Source organism: Streptomyces sp. NPDC018031 (genome assembly GCF_044327625.1).
In the GTDB taxonomy this organism is placed as follows: domain Bacteria; phylum Actinomycetota; class Actinomycetes; order Streptomycetales; family Streptomycetaceae; genus Streptomyces.
On the sequence record NZ_JBIRFT010000001.1, the window covers coordinates 792,631 to 812,337 of the forward strand.

General features: G+C 73.1%; 18 protein-coding genes. 11 read left to right on the forward strand and 7 right to left on the reverse strand.

Annotated elements, in window-relative coordinates; all coding sequences use genetic code 11:
- Positions 1–36: 36 nt before the first annotated feature.
- A complete protein-coding gene (locus tag ACH4B3_RS03385; RefSeq protein ID WP_398461018.1) occupies positions 37–1,383 on the forward strand; it encodes a M14 family metallopeptidase in 1,347 nt (448 codons plus the stop codon).
- A 67-nt stretch (positions 1,384–1,450) separates the two neighbouring features.
- On the opposite strand, the gene ACH4B3_RS03390 is transcribed toward ACH4B3_RS03385, so the two are convergent.
- From ACH4B3_RS03390 to ACH4B3_RS03400, 3 genes are all read right to left on the reverse strand, one after another.
- Positions 1,451–1,666 (reverse strand): DUF397 domain-containing protein, encoded by a 216-nt coding sequence (locus ACH4B3_RS03390; RefSeq protein WP_398461019.1) that lies wholly within the window; start codon positions 1,664–1,666, stop codon positions 1,451–1,453.
- Positions 1,645–2,490, reverse strand: coding sequence for a Scr1 family TA system antitoxin-like transcriptional regulator (locus tag ACH4B3_RS03395; RefSeq protein ID WP_398461020.1), 846 nt, complete (start codon positions 2,488–2,490; stop codon positions 1,645–1,647). Before ACH4B3_RS03395 ends, ACH4B3_RS03390 begins: the two co-directional genes overlap by 22 nt.
- A gap of 106 nt (positions 2,491–2,596) precedes the next feature.
- On the reverse strand, positions 2,597–3,169 hold the full coding sequence (locus tag ACH4B3_RS03400; RefSeq protein WP_398461021.1) for an NADPH-dependent FMN reductase: 573 nt from the start codon (positions 3,167–3,169) through the stop codon (positions 2,597–2,599).
- Positions 3,170–3,292: 123 nt separating this feature from the next.
- Here ACH4B3_RS03400 and ACH4B3_RS03405 point away from each other — a divergent pair, with 123 nt between their 5' ends.
- Positions 3,293–3,763: a MarR family winged helix-turn-helix transcriptional regulator gene (locus tag ACH4B3_RS03405; protein WP_398461022.1), complete on the forward strand. Its 471-nt coding sequence runs from the start codon at positions 3,293–3,295 to the stop codon at positions 3,761–3,763.
- Positions 3,764–3,793: 30 nt separating this feature from the next.
- Here the strand turns inward: ACH4B3_RS03405 and ACH4B3_RS03410 are convergent, their stop codons facing one another.
- The 4 genes from ACH4B3_RS03410 to ACH4B3_RS03425 form a co-directional block, all read right to left on the reverse strand.
- Complete coding sequence (locus tag ACH4B3_RS03410) at positions 3,794–5,272, reverse strand: GntP family permease (protein WP_398461023.1); 1,479 nt, start codon at positions 5,270–5,272, stop codon at positions 3,794–3,796.
- A 473-nt stretch (positions 5,273–5,745) separates the two neighbouring features.
- On the reverse strand, positions 5,746–6,159 hold the full coding sequence (locus ACH4B3_RS03415) for a RidA family protein (RefSeq protein ID WP_398461024.1): 414 nt from the start codon (positions 6,157–6,159) through the stop codon (positions 5,746–5,748).
- Positions 6,156–6,920: an IclR family transcriptional regulator gene (locus tag ACH4B3_RS03420; RefSeq protein ID WP_398461025.1), complete on the reverse strand. Its 765-nt coding sequence runs from the start codon at positions 6,918–6,920 to the stop codon at positions 6,156–6,158. The genes ACH4B3_RS03415 and ACH4B3_RS03420 overlap by 4 nt, the downstream gene beginning before the upstream one ends.
- A complete protein-coding gene (locus ACH4B3_RS03425; protein ID WP_398461567.1) occupies positions 6,917–8,029 on the reverse strand; it encodes a sugar kinase in 1,113 nt (370 codons plus the stop codon). Before ACH4B3_RS03425 ends, ACH4B3_RS03420 begins: the two co-directional genes overlap by 4 nt.
- A 513-nt stretch (positions 8,030–8,542) precedes the next feature.
- Between ACH4B3_RS03425 and ACH4B3_RS03430 the strand changes: the two genes are divergently transcribed.
- The 9 genes from ACH4B3_RS03430 to ACH4B3_RS03470 all read left to right on the forward strand — a co-directional run bounded on the left by ACH4B3_RS03430 (position 8,543) and on the right by ACH4B3_RS03470 (position 19,695).
- On the forward strand, positions 8,543–9,790 hold the full coding sequence (locus tag ACH4B3_RS03430) for an alanine racemase (RefSeq protein ID WP_398461568.1): 1,248 nt from the start codon (positions 8,543–8,545) through the stop codon (positions 9,788–9,790).
- A gap of 67 nt (positions 9,791–9,857) precedes the next feature.
- The gene (locus ACH4B3_RS03435) at positions 9,858–11,504 is read left to right on the forward strand and encodes an amidohydrolase family protein (RefSeq protein WP_398461026.1); all 1,647 of its coding nucleotides are present in this window, start codon (positions 9,858–9,860) and stop codon (positions 11,502–11,504) included.
- Positions 11,505–11,576: 72 nt separating this feature from the next.
- Positions 11,577–12,788 (forward strand): pyridoxal phosphate-dependent aminotransferase, encoded by a 1,212-nt coding sequence (locus ACH4B3_RS03440; protein ID WP_398461027.1) that lies wholly within the window; start codon positions 11,577–11,579, stop codon positions 12,786–12,788.
- 84 nt (positions 12,789–12,872) lie between these two features.
- Complete coding sequence (locus tag ACH4B3_RS03445) at positions 12,873–13,289, forward strand: hypothetical protein (RefSeq protein ID WP_398461028.1); 417 nt, start codon at positions 12,873–12,875, stop codon at positions 13,287–13,289.
- Between the two features lie 148 nt (positions 13,290–13,437).
- The gene (locus ACH4B3_RS03450; RefSeq protein WP_398461029.1) at positions 13,438–14,769 is read left to right on the forward strand and encodes a pyridoxal phosphate-dependent aminotransferase; all 1,332 of its coding nucleotides are present in this window, start codon (positions 13,438–13,440) and stop codon (positions 14,767–14,769) included.
- A 365-nt stretch (positions 14,770–15,134) separates the two neighbouring features.
- The gene (locus ACH4B3_RS03455) at positions 15,135–16,217 is read left to right on the forward strand and encodes a hypothetical protein (protein ID WP_398461030.1); all 1,083 of its coding nucleotides are present in this window, start codon (positions 15,135–15,137) and stop codon (positions 16,215–16,217) included.
- Between the two features lies 1 nt (position 16,218).
- Positions 16,219–17,451 (forward strand): toxic anion resistance protein, encoded by a 1,233-nt coding sequence (locus ACH4B3_RS03460; RefSeq protein WP_398461031.1) that lies wholly within the window; start codon positions 16,219–16,221, stop codon positions 17,449–17,451.
- Entirely contained in the window at positions 17,448–19,070 is a 1,623-nt protein-coding gene (locus ACH4B3_RS03465) for a substrate-binding domain-containing protein (RefSeq protein ID WP_398461032.1), read from the forward strand. The genes ACH4B3_RS03460 and ACH4B3_RS03465 overlap by 4 nt, the downstream gene beginning before the upstream one ends.
- Entirely contained in the window at positions 19,057–19,695 is a 639-nt protein-coding gene (locus tag ACH4B3_RS03470) for a hypothetical protein (protein WP_398461033.1), read from the forward strand. Before ACH4B3_RS03465 ends, ACH4B3_RS03470 begins: the two co-directional genes overlap by 14 nt.
- Positions 19,696–19,707: the final 12 nt, after the last annotated feature.

Consider the following 19,707-nt stretch of genomic DNA (forward strand, 5'->3'; position numbering starts at 1 on the left):
CCCCCCAGGAGCACTTCACCCCCCTCAGGAGAACCCATGCGTCTTCGCATACGCGGCAGACGGGCCACCGCGCTGGCCGCGCTCCTCTCACTCGCCCTGGCCGCGCCGATCGCCGCCCAGGCCGACGACTCCGGCTCCCCCGACCGCACCGCCCCGGCCCCCGCGGCGGCCGAGGAGATCCCGCGCCAGTACGAGGTGACCGGCCGGACCACGGTGGCCCAGCGCACCGCCATCGCCGCCACCGGCGTCTCCGTCGACGAGGTGCACGGCCGCTCGCTGGTCGTCACCGCCGACCGCCGGCAGGCCCGGAGCCTGCGCGCGCTGGGCTACGACCTGACCGCGCTGGCCGCCCCGCCGGACCGCAGCGACGGCAGGAGCATCGGGCCGTACGACTTCCCCTCGGCCGACTCCCGGTACCACAACTACGCCGAGATGAACGCCGAGATCGACGCGGCGATCACCAAGTACCCGAACATCATCAGCAAGCGGGTCATCGGCAAGTCCTACCAGGGCCGCGACATCGTCGCGATCAAGATCAGCGACAACGTCGCCACCGACGAGGCCGAACCCGAGGTGCTGTTCACCCACCACCAGCACGCGCGGGAACACCTCACCGTGGAGATGGCCCTCTACCTGGTCCGCGAGTTCACCCAGGACTACGGGTCCGACTCCCGGATCACAGGCGCCGTCAACGGGCGCGAGATCTGGATCGTGCCGGACGTCAACCCGGACGGCGGCGAATACGACATCGCCACCGGCTCCTACCGCAGCTGGCGGAAGAACCGGCAGCCCAACTCCGGCTCCTCCGCCGTGGGCACCGACCTGAACCGCAACTGGAACTACAAGTGGGGCTGCTGCGGCGGCTCCTCCGGCAGCCCGGGATCGGACACCTACCGCGGGACCGCGGCCGAGTCCGCGCCCGAGGTGAAGGTCGTCGCCAACTTCGTCCGCAGCCGGGTCGTCGGCGGCAAGCAGCAGATCAAGACCGCCATCGACTTCCACACCTACTCGGAACTGGTGCTCTGGCCCTACGGCTACACCACCGCCGACACCGCGCCGGGCCTGACGCAGGACGACCACAACGTGTTCGCCACCGTCGGCCGGCAGATGGCCGCCACCAACGACTACACCCCCGAGCAGGCCAGCGACCTGTACGTCACCGACGGGTCGATCGACGACTGGCTGTGGGGCAACCAGAAGATCTTCGCCTACACCTTCGAGATGTACCCGGGCTCCTTCGGCGGCGGCGGCTTCTACCCGCCCGACGAGGTCATCGAGCGGGAGACCGACCGCAACCGCGCGGCGGTGCTGCACCTGCTGGAGAACAGCGACTGCATGTACCGGTCCATCGGCAAGGAGGCCCAGTACTGCTCCGGCGGCTGACCGGCTGCCGCACCTGACCGGTGGTGCCCCCGGGGCCGGATGTCACGGCCCCGGGGGCTCCGGCGTCTCAACGGACGCGGAACTCCCCGCCCTTGACCGCGGCGACGAACGCGGACCACGCGGCGTCATCGAACACCAGGGCCGGGCCGCCGGGGTCCTTGCTGTCCCGGACCGGGACGAGGCCGGGGAGGCCGTCGGCGACCTCGACGCACTCGCCTCCGGCGGTGTTGCTGTAGCTGGACTTGCGCCACGTCACGATGCTCAGGTCGGGGGTTGCTCGCATGGCTTGCAGTCCTCCATGGCTGATCGGATGAGCGCCGCAGATTCCCTGGGCGAAAGGGCGTACGCCCGTAGCGCATCGTAGTCCGCCTGGCGCCTCTCAACCTCTGCCGCGTCCTCGTAGAGGCAACTTGCCTCAATGCCTTCTTCGTAGGCCACGCTCATGGATCCCTGTAGTCGCAGCAAGGTGAGCGACCCACCCAGCAAGGAATGGCCCCCGTGCCGAAAAGGGAGGACCTGAACCTTGGTACGAGGCGTGTCGACCAGCGCCAGCAGGGCTGACAGTTGCTCCCGCATGACTTCCGAGCCACCCACCAGTCGCCGAATGACCCCCTCGTCGAGAACGGCCCAAACTCGCGGTGGCGCGTCGCCCCTGAGTCGCTCTTGCCTGCCGAGCCGAGCAGCGACACGCTGCTCCACTTCTTCCTCCGTCACCTCGGCATGGCAGCGCAGCAGCTCTCGGGCGTATGCCTCGGTCTGCAACAACCCCGGCACCACGTGCGCTGCCCAGTGCTCTACGACCCTGGCTACGGCTTCGAAATCCATGTATCGGCGATACCGGCGCGGGTGCGCTTCGCGCCGCGCCAGCGGATACAGCCGCGCGAAATGCCCATCCGTCCCGAACGCCGCGTCCAGCGCTTCCGAGAGGCCGGGCGGGGGCACGGATTCCGCCGCCTCGATCCGCGCCAGCTGGCTCTTGCTGTACTTCAGCACCTCGCCGAGCCGCACCAGCGACATCTCCGCCTTCTCACGGAGGCGTCGCACCTCCGCCCCGTACAGATGGCGCGCCGAACGGTCCGGGGTCAGTTCCTTGGACTGAAATGCCATGTCCTTCACTCCTCGCGAGCGATCGAGCGAACCTCTTGGGTGCTCAACCGCCGCGGTGGGGCGAGGGACACGGCACACACGGCCCGCTCCGCGCCATGGGACGGGCTCAGGCGGTGGGCACGGGCTCCGCCGACGCGGCCACCAGCGCGGCCAGTTCGTCCAGGACCGCGGTGACCGGGCCGGCCAGGTCCTCCGGGGGCAGGAAACCGCCGTCCGCGGTGATCAGGGAGTCGACGCGCGGCAGCGCGATGGTCGCCTCGGTGACGCGCATGCCGAGCCGGGTCAGCACCGGCTTGAGCATCGCCGCCGCCGGGGCGCCGCCGGTCGGCCCGCCGCTGTAGCTGAACAGGGCGACCGGCTTGTCACGCCACTCGGCGTACAGGTAGTCGATGGCGTTCTTCAGCACGGCGTTGAAGCCGCCGTTGTACATGGGCATCACCCAGACCAGCGCGTCGGCCGCGGTGATGGTCGCGCTCCAGTCCTTGGTGTGCTGGTGGACGTAGCGGCCGGTGGAGGGGTGCTCGGGCTCGTCCAGGAACGGCAGCGCGACCTCGGCGAGGTCGACCACGCCGGCCTCGAAGGAGCCGTGCGCGATGGCCTGCCGGGTGAACCAGTCACCGAGGGGGCGGCCGTTGGAGCCGGGGCGGTTGCTGGCGACGACGGTGTGGAGCCGGGGCATGGCGGGGTCCTCCGTGGATCTGGGACGGGGACGCCGGACCGGGTGACCAGCCCCCCTTGCTTGACACGTCATGGAAGCTACGGGTCATTGCATGACGTGTCAAGCAATCGTTAGGCTGCCGCCATGAGCGATGACGACGCGGGACGCTGGCTGAACGACCGGGAGCAGCGCGCCTGGCGCGGCTACCGGCGGATGCACCTGCTGCTCGACGCCCGGATCGCACAGGACCTCGCCGCCGACAGCGGGCTGTCGGACGCCGACTACGACGTGCTCACCCGGCTGTCTGAGGAGGACGGCAACCGCATCCGGGTCACCGACCTCGCGGCCCGGATGCTCTGGTCGCAGAGCCGCCTCTCGCACCACCTGGCCCGGATGCGGCAGCGCGGCCTGGTGACCCGCGAAGGCGACGCCGCCGACGGCCGGGTCGCCATGATCGCGCTCACCGACGAGGGGCGGCGGGTGATCGAGGCGGCGGCCCCGGACCATGTGGCGTCGGTCCGCCGCCACCTCTTCGACGCCCTCTCGCCCGAGCAGGTCGACGCGCTCGCCGCGATCGCCGACGCGGTCGTCGGCCGGCTCCGGGACTCCCGCTGAGGCGGGGCGCCCCGGAGCCGGGCGGCGGGTTCAGATCACCAGGCTCAGCAGCCCCGCCACCACGAAGCCCGCGACCGACAGCACCGTCTCCAGCACCGTCCACGACTTGAGGGTGTCCCGCTCGGAGATCCCGAAGTACTTGGCGACCATCCAGAAACCGCCGTCGTTGACGTGCGAGGCGAAGATCGACCCCGCCGATATCGCCATGATGACCAGCGCCAGGTGCGCCTGGGAGTAGTCGCCGGAGGACAGCAGCGGGGAGACGATGCCCGCGGTGGTGACGATCGCCACCGTCGCCGAACCCTGCGCGACCCGCAGCACCACCGAGATCAGCCAGGCGAGCACGATGACCGGCAGACCGGCGTCGCCGAAGGCGTCGGCGAGCGCCTGGGCCACCCCGCTGCCCTTGAGGACCGCGCCGAAGACCCCTCCCGCGCCGACCACCAGCAGAATGTTGCCGACCGGCTTGAGGGACGCGGTGGAGACCGCCTCCAGGGACGCGCGCGACCAGCCGCGGCGGATGCCGAGCAGGTAGTAGGCGAGCAGCAGGGCGAGGGTGAGCGCCACGAAGGGATGACCGAAGAACTCCACCACGGACCGGCCGGTGCTGGGGTCCAGCGCGATGGAGGAGAAGGTCGCACACAGGATGAGGAACAGCGGGGTGCCGATGATCAGCAGCACGGTGCCCACCGGAACCGGCCGCTCGGCCGGGTCGGCACCGGACGCCCGCTGCTCGGCCTCGATGGCCGCCCGGGACTCCGCCGCGGCCTCCACCATGTCCTGCGGCACGGGGACGAAGAGCCGCTTGCCGATCCAGGCCGCGTACGCCCAGCCGGCCAGCACCGACGGGACGCCGACGAGCACGCCCATGAGGATGACCCAGCCGAGGTCGACGTCGAGCAGTCCGGCCGCCGCGACCGGGCCGGGGTGCGGCGGCAGGAAGGCGTGGGTCATGGACAGCCCGGCGAGCAGCGGCATCGCGTAGAGCAGGATCGACTTGCCGCTCCGCTTGGCGGCGGCGTACACGATCGGCGCGAGGACGAAGATGCCCACGTCGAAGAAGACCGGGATGCCGAAGATCAGACCGGTCAGGCCCATGGCGAGCGGCGCCCGCCGTTCGCCGAAAAGACCGAGCAGCCGGCTGCTCAGCGCCTCCGCACCGCCCGACACCTCCAGGATCGCGCCGAGCATGGTGCCCAGGCCGATGATGATCGCGACATGGCCGAGGATGCCGCCCATCCCGGACTCGATGAGCGACACCGCCTCGGACCGCTGCACCGTGCCGAAGAGTTCGGTGACCGAGAGCCCGGCGGCCAGCCCGACGGCGATGGAGACGCCGAGCAGTGCCACGAAGGGCTGGAGGCGCACCCTGATGATGAGGAACAGCAGCAGCGCGATGCCGAGGGCGGCGACGAGCAGCAGTCCCGCGGTGCCGTCGACGACGGCGAGCAGGCCACCGGTGTGCGGTGGCGTCGTGGGGGCGGATGCGGACGGGGTCGCGAGGAGCATGCGGGACTCCGGGGGCTGAGTGGGGATCGGGCACGGTGGGCTTTCCGGGCGGCGGGGTGTCCGCCGGGCCGCGCCGTGGCGGGGCCGGGCGGGAGCGCCGGGGCAGGAGGGAGCGCGGCACGGCGCGGTACGGGGCGGCGTGCCGTGGCGTGGTGCGACGGCGGGGTACGGAGGCGGGCGCGGGACCGGGCGGGGCGCGGGGTCCGGGCCGGCGGGGTCGGCGGTGGCGGGACGGGCTCACCGGGAGCGGGGGTCGCGTCCGGTGGGGCGGGCGGCGGGGGGCCGCGGCAGGCGGTGCGGGGCGGTCGACGGCCCGTCACCAGGGGCGGCCGCGGGGCCCGGTGGTCCGGTGCCGCCGGGGCCCGGGCACCGGGGGCCGAACGCCCGGTCCGGCTCCCGGCGGGCCCGGCCCGGCACCGGGTTGCGGCCTGGCCGCGCCGCCAGGCCGGGCGGCGGGCCGGCCGGGCAGGTTCTCAGCCGAGGACGGCGAGGGCGTCGATCTCGATCAGCAGACCGGCCGGCAGCCCGACGTAGACCGTGGTCCGGGCGGCCGGGACCTCGGTCAGGTCGGCGAAGTACTCGTCGTAGATCTCGTTGAACTCGGCGAAGTGCGCGGTGTCGGTGAGGTAGACGCGGATCATCACCACGTCCTCCCAGCGGGCGCCGCCCTCGGTGAGGACCGCCTTGACGTTGGCGAGCGTCTGCAGGGTCTGCTCCCGCAGCCCGGGGCCGACCGGGGCGGGGGCCCGGCCCTCGGCGGCCGGGCCGAAGCCGACCTGGCCGGCGACCTGGAGGATGGCGCCCTTGCGGACCCCGTGGGAGAACCTGGCGGGCGGTGCGGTGTGGGTTGCGGGGGTGAGCGCCGTCTTGGCGGTCTTCTCGGTCATCGAAGGGCTTCCTTCTGTGGGGTCCGGCCGGAGTATTCGGCGCTGATCGCCTCGGCCGTGCGGCGCACCAGCGGGAGCAGGGACAGGAGTTCCTCGGCGGTGACCACGACGTTGGGCGCGGACACCGACAGCGCGGCGACGGCACGCCCGTCCACGCCCCGGACGGGGGCCGCGACGCAGTTGATCGACTCCTCGTGGCCGCCGAGGTCGGTGGCCCAGCCCTGCTCGCGCACCTGCGCCAGCTCCTTGAGGTAGGCGGCGGCGCCGGGGGTCGAACGGGGCGTGTACGCGGGGTAGTCCAGCCGCTCGGCGACCTGCCGCCGCTCGACCTCGGGCAGGTCGGCCAGCAGCAGTTTGGCGACCGCGGCGACCGTGATCGCCACCGGTTTGCCGATCCGCGAGTACATCCGGACCGGGTAGCGGCTGTCGACCTTGTCGATGTAGAGCACCTCGTCCTCCTCGTGGACGGCGAGGTGCACGGTGTGCCCGCACCGCTCGTTCAGCTCCACCAGGTGGGGGTGGGCGATCTCGCGGACGTCGATCCCCTCCATGGCCCGCTGGGCGAGGGCGAAGAGCCGGGTGCCCAGCCGGTAGCGCTGGTCCTCCTGCCGGTACACCATGCCGTGTTCGTGCAGGGTGCGCAGCAGCCTGGAGGCGGTGGACTTGTGCACGCCGAGGCGGGTGGCGACCTGCTCCAGGTTGGCGGGCCCCTCCGCGAGCAGCGGCAGGATGGTCAGCGCCCGGTCCACGGTCTGGCTCATCGCGTCGGTTCCTCCGTCCGTACGGTGCCGGCCTCCGGGCCGGGGCGGGTCCAGCCGGGGCCGAGTCGCAGTCTTCCCCACTCGGCCGCGTCCGACGCGGCCAGCCGGTCCGCGTGCTCGCGCGCGGGCGGGGCGGCGAGGTCGCCGGGGACGGTGAGGGCGGCGGCGGCCGTGAGATGGCCGTGCCGCAGCCGTCCGGGTACCGGCAGGCCGCGCAGCGTGGCGGAGAGGAACCCGGCGGCGAAGGCGTCGCCCGCGCCGACGTGGTCGACGACGTCCACGGCCGGGGCGGGTTCGGTGTGCACGGTGTCGGCGCCGGCTCCGGCGTGCGGGGCGGGTCCGGCTCCGTTGCGGGCGTAGGCGACGGCTCCGGCGGCGCCCCGTTTGACGACCAGGACGGCGGGCTCGGGCAGCGCGGCCCGGACGGCGTCCGCCCCGTGCAGCCCCCAGGCGGCCGACGCCTCGTCCTCTCCGACGAAGACGAGGTCGCAGCCGCGGGCCAGGTCGAGCAGGATCCGGCGGTCGGTGGGTCCCGGCCCGCGCCACAGGCCGGCCCGGTAGTTGACGTCGAAGGACACCGTGGGGCGGCCCGGCCGGCGGGTGGTCAGGTCGCGGACCAGGGCGAGGCAGCCCGCGGAGAGGGCCGGGGTGATGCCGCTGAGGTGCAGGATCCGCCCGCTGAAGGCGGCGGCGCGGCTGACGGTGGCCGGGGACATCGCGGAGGCGGCCGATCCGGCGCGGTAGTAGGCGGCCTCTCCCGGGGGCCCGGCGGCCGAGGTCCGGGGGGCGTCCGGGGTCCGGGGGGCGTCCGGGTCCGCCGCAGGCGGGGTACCCGGCGGGTGGGCGGCCCGCTCCCCCGCGGTGCGGAAGTAGACGCCGGTGGGCCGCTCGGGGTCGCGCCGCACCTGGCCGACGTCCACTCCGGTGGCGGCGATCGCGGCCAGCAGGTGGTCTCCGAAGCCGTCGGTGCCCAGCCTGCTGATCCACCGGGCGCGGTGGCCCAGCCGCGCCAGCGTGCAGGCCACGTTGGACTCGGCGCCGCCGACGCCCCGGGTGAAGGCGGGCACCTCGGCGAGCGGGCCGGGCCGGGTGGGCGCGAAGGCGGCCATCGACTCGCCGAGGCATACGACGTCGGTGCTCGGGGCTTCGGGCACGCTGGGGGTTCCCTCCTTCGGGACGCCGCCGCGGGGGCGGGGTGGGCGGGAGACGCAGGGCGGGTTGGGCGGGGAAGACAGCGCGGGTTGGGCGGGGGAAGACAGCGCGGGTTGGGCGGGGGAAGACAGGGCGGGTTGGGCGGGGGAAGACAGCGCGGGTTGGGCGGGGAAGACAGCGCGGGTTGGGCGGGAGACACAGTGCGGGACGGGCGGGGGAAGACAGTGCGGGACGGGCGGGGACGGGTGGGCGCACCGTTGACCCGGTGCTTGCCGGGATGTTAGACAGCCCTTGCACACCCCGCAATGACTGTTGCACACACCGCAACTATGCAGGTCAGAGGACAGATCATCACTTTGGGAGCCGCCATGGTCGCCGATCGCCGCACCACCGAATCCACCGATCGCCGCGCCGCCGGGGAAACCGGCCGGACCGCGGCCGATCCGCGGGCGCGGACGGCCGGGACCGTGCTGGACCACCGTTTCAAGGGACTGCCGCCGGACGCCGACGGCCTGACCGTGGGTGAGCTGGCCGCGCAGCGCCGCGATCTGTTCACCGGCGGGTTCATCACGCCGGTGCTGACCCTCTCCGCGGAGTCGCTGGACCACAACGTCGGCCTGATGGAGGCGTACGCGGAGGCCCACGGTCTGGCCTTCGCCCCGCACGGCAAGACCTCCATGGCCCCGCAGCTGTTCGCCCGGCAGATCGAGCGGGGGGCGTGGGGCATCACGGTGGCCGTGCCCCACCAGGCCCGGGTCTGCCGCGCGTTCGGGGTCCAGCGGATCTTCCTGGCCAACGAGGTGGTGGACGCGGCGGCGCTGCGCTGGCTGGCCGCCGAACTCGATGCCGACCCCGGGTTCCGGTGCGTCCTGTACGTCGACTCGGTGCGCGGGGTGGAGCTGATGGACGCCGCGCTGCGGGACGCCGGAGCCCGCCGGGCGGTCGACGTGGTGGTCGAACTGGGCGCGGGCGAAGGGGCGCGCACCGGCGCGCGTACCGAGGCCGACTGCGCGGCGGTGGCGGACGCGGTGGCCGCGACCGGCACCCTGCGGCTGGTCGGGGTGGCCGGGTACGAGGCGGAGGTGCCGCAGGCCGACGGCGAGCGGGTCCGGGCCTGGTTGCGCCGGCTGACCGCGCTGGCCGTGGAGTTCGACGCGGCGGGCCGGTTCGCGGCGCTCGCGGACTCGGACGAGATCGTGGTCAGCGCGGGCGGCAGTTCCTGGTTCGACGCCGTGGCCGAGGTGTTCGGCGAGCTGCCCGCGCTGTCCCGGCCTGCGCTGAAGCTGCTCCGCTCCGGCGCGTACGTCACCCACGACGACGGGCACTACCTGCGGCTGACGCCGTTCAACCGGCTGCCGGAGGAGGGCGCGCTGCAACCGGCGTTCACGCTGTGGACGCAGGTCGTCTCGCGCCCCTCGGCGGACCAGGCGTTCGTCAACGCGGGCAAGCGCGACGCGGCCTACGACCTGGAGCTGCCGCATCCTCGTCTGGTGCGGGACGCCCGGGACGGCTCGGTCCGCGACGCGGCGGGCATCACCGTCACCGCGCTGTCGGACCAGCACGCCTGGCTGCGGACCGGGCCGGAGGTGCGCCTGGAGGTCGGCGACTGGGTGGGGCTGGGCCTGTCCCACCCGTGCACGTCGTTCGACAAGTGGCAGCTGATCCCGGTGGTCGGGGCCGACGGCACGGTCTCCGACTACGTCCGCACGTACTTCTGAACCGGCTGGACCGACCCCGCCCACCGCACCGCCGCCACCGCGCGACCGACGAGAGGCAGAAGCCCGGATGGACACCGTGCTGCGCGACGTCACCGTCGTGGACGGAACAGGAAGCCCCGCCTACCGCGCCGATGTGGCGCTGGCCGGCGGCCGGATCGCCGCCATCGCCCGGGAGGGCGAGCCGCGCCCGTCGGCCCGGGAGGTGGTGGCCGGGGACGGGCTGGTGCTCTGCCCCGGTTTCATCGACATGCACGCGCACAGCGATCTGGCGCTGCTGCGCGACCCGGACCACTCGGCCAAGGCGGCGCAGGGCGTCACCCTGGAGGTGATCGGCCAGGACGGGCTGTCCTACGCGCCGGTGGACGACCGGACCCTGGCCGAGCTCCGCACCGCGATCAGCGGCTGGAACGGGGACGGCACCGGCGGCGCGGACGGCCCGGCCCTGGACTTCGACTGGCGGGACGTGGGCGGCTACCTCGACCGGCTGGACCACGGCTTCGACGGCCGGGGCATCGCGGTCAACGCCGCCTACCTGGTCCCGCAGGGCACCGTGCGGATGCTCGCGGTGGGCTGGGCGGACCGCCCGGCCACCGCCGCCGAGCTGGACGAGATGCGCCGGCTGGTGGCGGAGGGGCTGGAGCAGGGCGCGGTGGGGCTCTCCTCCGGGCTGACCTACACCCCCGGGATGTACGCCTCCGACGCGGAACTCACCGAGCTGTGCCGGGTGGTCGCCCGGTACGGCGGCTACTACTGCCCGCACCACCGGTCCTACGGCGCGGGCGCCCTGGACGCGTACCGGGAGATGGTGGCGGTCGCCCGGGAGGCGGGCTGCGCCCTGCATCTGGCCCACGCGACCATGAACTTCGGGGTGAACCGGGGCCGCGCCCCGGAACTGCTCGCGCTGCTGGACCGGGCGCTGGCCGAGGGCGCCGACATCACCCTGGACAGCTATCCGTACCTGCCGGGCTGCACCACGCTCGCCGCGCTGCTGCCGAGCTGGGCCACCGAGGGCGGCCCGGACGCCACACTGGCGCGGCTGCGGGACGACGACTGCGCGGAGCGGATCCGGCGGGCCATGGAGGAGGAGGGGTCGGACGGCTGCCACGGGGTGCCGGTCGACTGGGACACCATCGAGATCTCCGGGACCGGCGGGTCCGCCCACGCCGGCCACATCGGCCGGACGGTCGCGGAGATCGCCCGGGACCGGGGCGAGGCGCCGTTCGCCACCGCCCGGCGGCTGCTGGTGGCGGACCGGCTGGGGCCGACCATCCTGCAGCACGTCGGCCACGAGGAGAACGTGCGGGCGATCATGCGGCATCCGGCGCACACCGGCGGCAGCGACGGCATCCTGCACGGGCTCAAGCCCCATCCGCGCGCCTACGGTACGTTCCCGCACTATCTCGGACGGTATGTGCGCGAGCTCGGCGTACTCGGGCTGGAGGAGTGCGTGGCGCACCTCACATCCCGGCCGGCGGCCCGGTTGCGGCTGCCGGACCGGGGTCTGGTGCGCGAGGGCTACCGCGCCGATCTGGTGCTCTTCGATCCGGAAACGGTAGGAGCCGGTTCCACTTTCGAAGCCCCGCGGACCCTCCCGACCGGTATTCCGCATGTGTTCATCGACGGCCGCTTTGTGATGAAAGACGGGCGCCGGACGGACGTCCTGGCGGGGCGCTCGGTGCGGCGCGCCGGCAGCCGCGGCGCGGGCCGCCGCTGACCCCCGCCGGGCGGGCGTGACGTGGGCCAAAACACCGCGCGGCCGGTCGGCGGCCTGGTTAGGGTGACCGGCATGCAGGTGATCCAGTCCACGAAGCTCGCCAATGTCTGCTACGAGATCCGGGGTCCGGTGCTTGAGGAGGCGATGCGGCTGGAGGCGGCAGGACACCGCATCCTCAAGCTCAACACGGGCAACCCGGCGCCGTTCGGGTTCGACTGCCCGCCGGAGATCCTGGAGGACATGCTCCGGTCCCTCGGCGACGCCCACGGCTACGGCGACGCCAAGGGGCTGCTGTCCGCCCGGCGCGCGGTGATGCAGCACTACCAGACCAAGGGCATCGAGCTGGACGTCGAGGACATCTACCTCGGCAACGGCGTCTCGGAGCTCATCCAGATGGCGATGCAGGCGCTGCTGGACGACGGTGACGAGGTGCTGGTCCCGGCGCCCGACTACCCGCTGTGGACCGCCGCCGTCTCCCTCGCCGGCGGCACCGCGGTGCACTACCGCTGCGACGAGCAGGCGGACTGGCTGCCGGACCTCGCCGACATCGAGCGGAAGGTGACCGACCGCACCAAGGCGATCGTCGTCATCAACCCGAACAACCCGACCGGCGCGGTCTACGACGACGAGCTGCTGCGCGGCATCACCGAGATCGCCCGCCGGCACAACCTGATCGTCTGCTCCGACGAGATCTACGACAAGATCCTCTACGACGGCGTCACCCACACCCCGACCGCCGCCATCGCCCCGGACCTGCTGACCCTCACCTTCAACGGGCTGTCCAAGGCGTACCGGGTGGCCGGCTACCGCAGCGGCTGGCTGGCGGTCTGCGGCCCCAAGGCGCACGCCGCCAGCTACCTGGAGGGCCTGACGATCCTGGCCAACATGCGGCTGTGCGCCAACATGCCGGCGCAGCACGCGGTGGCCACGGCGCTCGGCGGCCGGCAGTCGATCAACGATCTGGTGCTGCCCGGCGGGCGGCTGCTGGAGCAGCGGGACACCGCCCACGAGCTGCTGACCCGGATCCCGGGCGTGACGTGTGTGAAGCCCAAGGGCGCGCTGTACGCGTTCCCGCGTCTCGACCCGGCGGTCTACAAGATCAAGGACGACCGGCAGATGGTGCTGGACCTGCTGCGCGCCGAGAAGATCATGATCGTTCACGGGACGGGCTTCAACTGGCCGGAGCCGGACCACTTCCGCATCGTCACGCTGCCGGCCAAGGAGGACCTGGCGGACGCGATCACCCGGATCGGATCCTTCCTGGACGGTTACAGCCAGCCGTGAACCGGTGACACTTCTGTAAGTCGGACAACTTTAGACAGCGTCTAAGTTAGGATGGTCTCCTGAGCTTGTCAGGAGGCCATCGACATGTACGAACCGATCCGCAGCAAGTCGGTCCACAGCATGGCCGTGCGTGAGGACGACTTCCCGCACCGCTCCCGCCGGGAGGAGCTGGAGATCCGGCTCGCCGGACATCTGACCGCACTGCTGACCGTGACCGACGAGCTACGCGCCCTCTCCCCCGACGCCGCCCTCGACGACGCGGCCCAGCACCTCAGCGACCAGATCACCCGGCTCCGGTCGGGCAACCGCCCGCTGCGCGCCGCGCCGACGTCCACCGGCGACCACGTCGCCTCCCGGATCGCCCAGCTGCACCAGCGGGCCCACACCGTCGCCGGGAACGCCATGGTGGTCGCCACCTCCTGCGGCGACACCGCGGGCGCCGCACTGGCCGCGGAACGGATGGCCGCGCACGCCGGGGCGCTGGGCATCGGGGCGGCCTGACGCGCCGCCGGAAACACCGCGCGGCCGCCCCGGGGAAACCGTCCGGGAGCGGGCCGCCGTCCCCCCTCCCCGCCGCCCCGGCCGCCATTCGGATACCGGGGCCGAGCGGAATGGTGACGACCGCGTTTCCGGCGGTACTCTGCCGCGCATGATCAGCGAACAGGTATTACGTGACCTGCTGACCCCTGACAATTCTCCCGTCGGAATGCCGGACGCCGGATTGCTGCGCGACTATCTAGCTGCCGGAATGCCGCACGGCGAGCCGATATGTATGAGCTTCGGCGAGACCTGGGACCGTATACCCCCGGGTCTCGCCGAGTGTCTTGGGCAGGTTCCCAGAGCCGCCCACGGATATCAGCTCTCACTCCACGGACTGCCCCGGCTGCGCACCGCCTTCGCCGGACACCTGCGCGCCGCGCACCGGCTGCCCGGAACCGCCGAGCGGGGCCGCGACTGGGAGGTCGCGGCCACCTGGACCGGCACCCGGACCGCGATGTTCGACTTCGGCCGGCTGGTGCTGGACCGACGCGCGCCGTCCGGCCGCCGACCGGTCGTCCTGGTCGCCGGACCCGCCTGGGACTACGCCGGCGTCTTCACCCCGCTCGGCTACGACCTGCACTATCTCCCCCTCCACCAGGACCGCGGATTCGCCCCGGACCCGGCGGACGCGGACCGGGCGGCCCAGCGGATCGCCGCCGACCCGACCGCCGAACTGGCGCTGGTGGTGGTCAACGCGCAGCACAACCCCACCGCCGTCAACTGGGGCCCGGACTTCGTCCGGACACTGCTGGGCACCGCCGAAGCGGCCGGTGCCGCCGTCCTCATCGACGACGCCTACCTCAATGTGCACGACGTTCCGGTGACCCCCACATCGGCCCTGCGACTGCTTCTGGAACGGCGTGGCCCGGCCTCTGGAAATTCCACCGGAGCGCCCTGGCTGGTGGTGCAGTCCATGGGTAAGCAATTCGGCTGCAACGGCTGGGGAATCGGCACCCTCACGGCCTCCCCGGAAATACTCGACACACTGGTGAACGAATATCGACTGCACCACTCCCTGATGTCGTCGGGAATGCTCCAGCACGCGATGGCGGACTGGCTGGAATCCGTGGAGAGCGCACGTTTCCTGGCCGAGCAGCGGGTCCGGCTGACCGAGACCCGGGCCGCCGCGGAGGAGCAGTTCGTCAAGCGGCTGGGCTACCCGGCCTCGGCGGTGCACACCGGTGAGTGCACCCCGTACGTGGTGGTGCGGGTGCCCCCCGGCCACGCCCGGGACGAGGAGAGCGCACGGGAGTTCCGGAAGCTGTGCTTCGAGCGGACCGGGGTGCTGACCGCGCCGGTCTGGCCGTGGCCCACCCCCGCGCCGGCCGGGGCGGACCACAGCCCGCAGCTGCGCCTCTACCTGGGGTCCGGGACCGAGGGCCTGACCGAGGCGGTGCGCCGGATGGCGGCCGCGGATCTCGGCTACACCGCCTGCCCCTGAGGCCGGCAGGGCCGCCGTCCGGCACCGGGGCGCGCGACCCCGGCGCCGGGCGGCGCCCACCGCACCGGCCGCCGCGCCCCCGCCCGTCACACCGGCCGGCGCGCCCTGCCGTCACACCGGCCGGCGGGCTCCGCCCGTGGCGCCGGTCGACCCGCACCACCCACCGGCCCTCGCCCGCGGCCCCCGCCCGCGGCCGTCCGCCGCCGCGCCCGGCGGCCCGTCGGACGGGACGGCCGCACCCGCCGCCGGGCACACAACTCCCTTACAGACACGACGCGTTCCGGTTCCGTACTGGGATCGGCTGGTCACCGTCCATTCACCCCGGGACAGCCGGGATGTTGGCTTCCGCCGGGGATCCTGCGCCTGTGAAACGCATCATGGGCATCGTCCTGGCGGTGCTGCTCATCGGCGGCGTGGTGGTCGCCGTGGTGGCAGGCCGCGACCAGGACACGGGCACGGCAACGACGACCGTGCGAGGAGTCATCGGGTCGGAGAAGGGCGACTTCTTCAAGGACCCGGACGTGGTCGAGGCCCTCGGGGACAACGGGGTGGAGGTCACCTACGAGACCTCCGGCTCCTGGGCGATGGAGGACCGCGACCTCAAGGGGTACGACTTCGCCTTCCCCGGCAGCGGCGCCCCGGCGGCCGCGCTGAAGGAGAAGCTGAAGATCAGCGGAGAGCTGCCCCGGCCCTTCTACTCACCGCTGGTGGTGGTCGCCCGCCGCCCGGCCGCCCAGGTACTGGAGGGCAACGGGCTGGTACGGCTGAACGGCGAGCACACCGGCACGCTGCGGATGGCCGCCTACCTCGACGCGGTCGGGAAGGGCCGCAGCTGGCAGCAGCTCGACGGCGCCGACCGGTACCCGGAGCTGACCGGGACGCTCTGCGTGATCAGCACCGACCCGCTCGCCTCCAACTCCGGAGCCCTCTACCTGGCCACCGCCTCCTACGTGGCGGCCGGCGGCAAGGTCGCGGCCGGCTCCGCGGACGTCTCCGCCACCGCACCGCTGATGCGGAAGCTGATCGAGGTCCAGGGCGCGCAGAAGACCAGCACCGACGGGCCGTTCCGCGACTTCGTCAGCGGTGTCGGCGACGCGCTGGTGCTGGTGTACGAGTCCCAGGTGGCGGCGCTGCTGGCACAGAAGCAGCCGGTGGACGACCTGGTGGTGCTCTACCCGGACACCAACGTCTACAGCGACCACACCCTGGTGCCGCTCACCGAGGGCGGCAGGAAACTCGCCGACCTGCTGGGCAGCGACCCGGAACTGCGCAAGCTGGCGGTGCGCCACGGGTTCCGGCCGCAGGGGGACCCGGCCGAGTTCATCCAGGCCACCAACCCGTACAAGGACTATCTGAACCAGCGGCTGACCGGTGTCAGCCAGGCGCGCGTGCCCACCTCGGCCGTGCTGCACGAGATGGCCCGCCGCGCCAAGGGGCAAGGAGCCTGAGTTGAAGCCTGACCTGACCACCGAACCACAACCGCCGGGCGGTACGGCGGACCGGCCGCTGGTGCTGACCCCGCCGGAGCCGGTCGCCCCGGTCGCCCCGGAACAGGCCGCCGGCCTGGTGCCGGTCGAGGAGGCGGTCCGGGCCGAGCTGCGGCAGCGGGCCGCCGACTACGTCGGCCGGCTGGCCGGACTCGACGCGCGCTCGCCCGAGTTCACCACCCATCTGACCGAGATCACCCAGCTGGGCGCCCCGGAGATCCGGGGCGCCGCCCAGCAGTCCAACCGGATGCTGGACCGGACCGTGCGCTCGCTGTCGGACGGCAAGGGCGGCCCCGGCGGCCAGGGCGGCGACGCGCAGAGCCGGGTCGCCGGGTCGCTGGTGCAGCTGCGGCGCACCGTGGAGGACCTGGACCCCGCCGAGGCGCCCGGCCGCGGCGCGCGCCGGCTGCTGGCGAAGCTGCCGGGCGGCCGGAAGTTCCGCGACCACGTCGCCAAGTACGCCTCCGCCCAGAGCACCCTCAACAAGATCGTCGCGGCGCTCCGCAGCGGCCAGGACGAACTGCGCCGGGACAACGCCGCGCTGCACACCGAGCGGACCCGGCTGTGGGAGACCATGGGCAAGCTCCAGGAGTACGCGGTGCTCACCGAGGCGCTGGACGGCGCGGTCGGGCAGCGGATCGCGGCGGTGGAGGCCACCGACCCGCAGGCGGCGGACGCCCTCCGCGCCGACGTGCTCTTCCCGGTCCGGCAGAAGCACCAGGACCTGCTGACCCAGCTGGCGGTGTGCGCCCAGGGCTACCTGGCGATGGACGTGGTCCGGCGGAACAACGACGAACTGGTCAAGGGCGTGGAGCGGGCGGCGACCACCACCGTGTCGGCGCTGCGGATCGCGGTGATGCTCTCCGCCGCGCTGGAGAACCAGCGGAAGGTGACCGAGCAGGTGGACGCGTTGCGCTCGACCACCGAGGACCTGATCCGCGGCAACTCCGCCATGCTGGCCACCCAGAGCGGCGAGATCCAGCGGATCGCGGCCGACCCGGCGGTGGGCGCGGAGACGCTGCGCGGCGCCTTCCAGGAGATCTTCCGCACGCTGGACGCGATCGACACCTACAAGGTGCAGGCCACCGAGGCGATGGCGGCGACCGTGGCGTCGCTGTCCGGCGAGCTGGCCACCGCGAGCGGCTACCTGGAGCGCACCCGCACCGCGGGCGAGCCGGAAGGGAGCGCCGGATGAGGGGCCGCCGGCTGGTGGCGGCGCTGACCGCCGGGCTGATGGGCTGCCTGCTCGCCGCCTGCGGCGGGGGCTCCGACGACTCCGACGAGCCGGACGGCGGGCGGCACACCAAGGCCGCGCCGGGCACCCTCCGGGTACTGGCGAGCAGCGAGCTGTCCGACATGAAGCCGGTACTGGACGCGGCGCGCAAGGCCACCGGGGTCCGGGTGGAGGCCACCTGGACCGGCACGCTGGACGCCACCGAACTGGTCACCTCCGGCCGGGCGGACGGCGCCTACGACGCCATCTGGCTGTCCTCCAACGACTACCTGCGGCTGAGCCCGGAAGCCGGCCGGAAGATCACCTCGGAGACCCCGGTGATGACCTCCCCGGTGGCGCTCGGCGTCCGCGAGGAGACGCTGGACCGGCTGGGCTGGTCCCCGGAACGGGTGACCTGGTCGCAGATCCACCGGGCCGCGGCCGACGGGAAGCTCCACTTCGGCATGACCGACCCGGTCCGCTCCAACTCCGGCTTCTCCGCGCTGATCGCGCTGGCCGCCGGGCTGTCCGGGGCCCAGGGCGCGCTGAGTGACGAGGACGTGTCGTCGGCGTCGGGCAAGCTCCGCGAGTTCTTCGGCGGGCAGCGGCTGACCTCCGGTTCCTCCGGCTGGCTGGCGTCGGCGTACACCCGGCGCGGCGACCTGGACGGGCTGATCAACTACGAGTCGGTGCTGCTGTCGATGAACCGCGACTCCGGCACCGACCTGACGGTGATCCGGCCCGCCGACGGGGTGCTCACCGCCGACTACCCGCTGACCCTGCTCACCTCGGCCCCCGGCCACGCCAAGGACTCGTTCGCCGCGCTGACCGGGTATCTGCGCGGGACCGACGCCCAGCGCGCGATCACCGACGGGACGTTCCGCCGCCCGGTGATCGGATCGGTGAAGCCGGCCGCCGGACTGGACGCCGCGAAACGCCGGGAGCTGCCGTTCCCGGCCAGCCGGTCGGTCGCGGACGGGCTGCTGGCCGGCTACGAGAACACGCTGCGCCGGCCGTCCCGCACGGTGTACGTGCTGGACACCTCGGGCTCGATGGAGGGCGAGCGGCTGAAGCAGCTGAAGCACTCGCTGGGGCAGCTCACCGGCACCGGCACGTCGGCGCCGGGGCAGCGCTTCCGGGACCGCGAGGAGGTGACGCTGATGCCGTTCGGCGGCGAGGTGAAGCAGACCCTCACCCACACCGTGCCCAAGTCCGGGCAGGACGCGGCGCTGGAACGGATCCGCTCCGACACCGAGGGGCTGACCGCATCCGGCGACACCGCGATCTACAGCAGCCTGCGGGCCGCCTACGAGCATCTGCGCAAGCGCTCCGGCGGCGGGTCGGGGGACGACCGGTTCACCTCGATCGTGCTGATGACGGACGGCCAGAACACCACCGGCGCGGACGCGGAGGAGTTCCGGTCCTTCCACGGCGGGCTCCCGGCCGCGCTGCGCGCCGTCCCGGTGTTCCCCATCGTCTTCGGCGATTCCGACCGGCAGGAGCTGGACGGCATCGCGGAGCTGACCGGCGGCCGGCTGTTCGACGCGGTGCGCGGCGGTTCGCTCGCCTCGGCCTTCGAGGAGATCCGTGGCTACCAGTAGGAGCGGCCGGTCCGCCGGCGCGGGCGGCCGGGTGCTGGGCTATCTGGAGTCCCGGAAGAACCTGGCGGGCTGCGCCGCCGGACTGGCCGGGCTGGGTCTGACCTTCGCCGGGGTGGCCGGGGCGTACTGGCCGGTGGTGATCGGCGGGTTGTACGGGGCGGCTGCCCTGGTCGTGCCGCCGGAGCGTCCCGAGTCGCCGGAGTTCCCGGACCCGGCCGAGCAGCTGGAGGCGGTCCGGACGGACTTCGCCACGCTCCGCGAGTACCTGGGCGAGGTGTCGCTGCCCCCGGCGGCCGGCGGCCGGCTCACCGAACTCACCGACCTGCTGGAGGCGCTGCTGGAGCCGGGCTGGGTGGGTGACGCCCTCGCCCGGGACCAGGACGCGGTGCACTCCCTGTCCCGGTCCATCCGGCAGGACATCCCGGAGGCGGTGGACACCTATGCCCGCACCCGCTGGTGGACCCGGCTGAACCCGGGCACCGAGCCGCCGGAGCGGCATCTGGAGCGCCAGCTGGGGCTGCTGTACGACGAGGCCGACGCGCTGGCGTCGGCGCTGCGGGACACCGAGTCCCGCCGCCAGGAGACCCACACCCGCTATCTGGAGGACCGCCGCCGGGGCGGCTGACCGGCCCAGGGC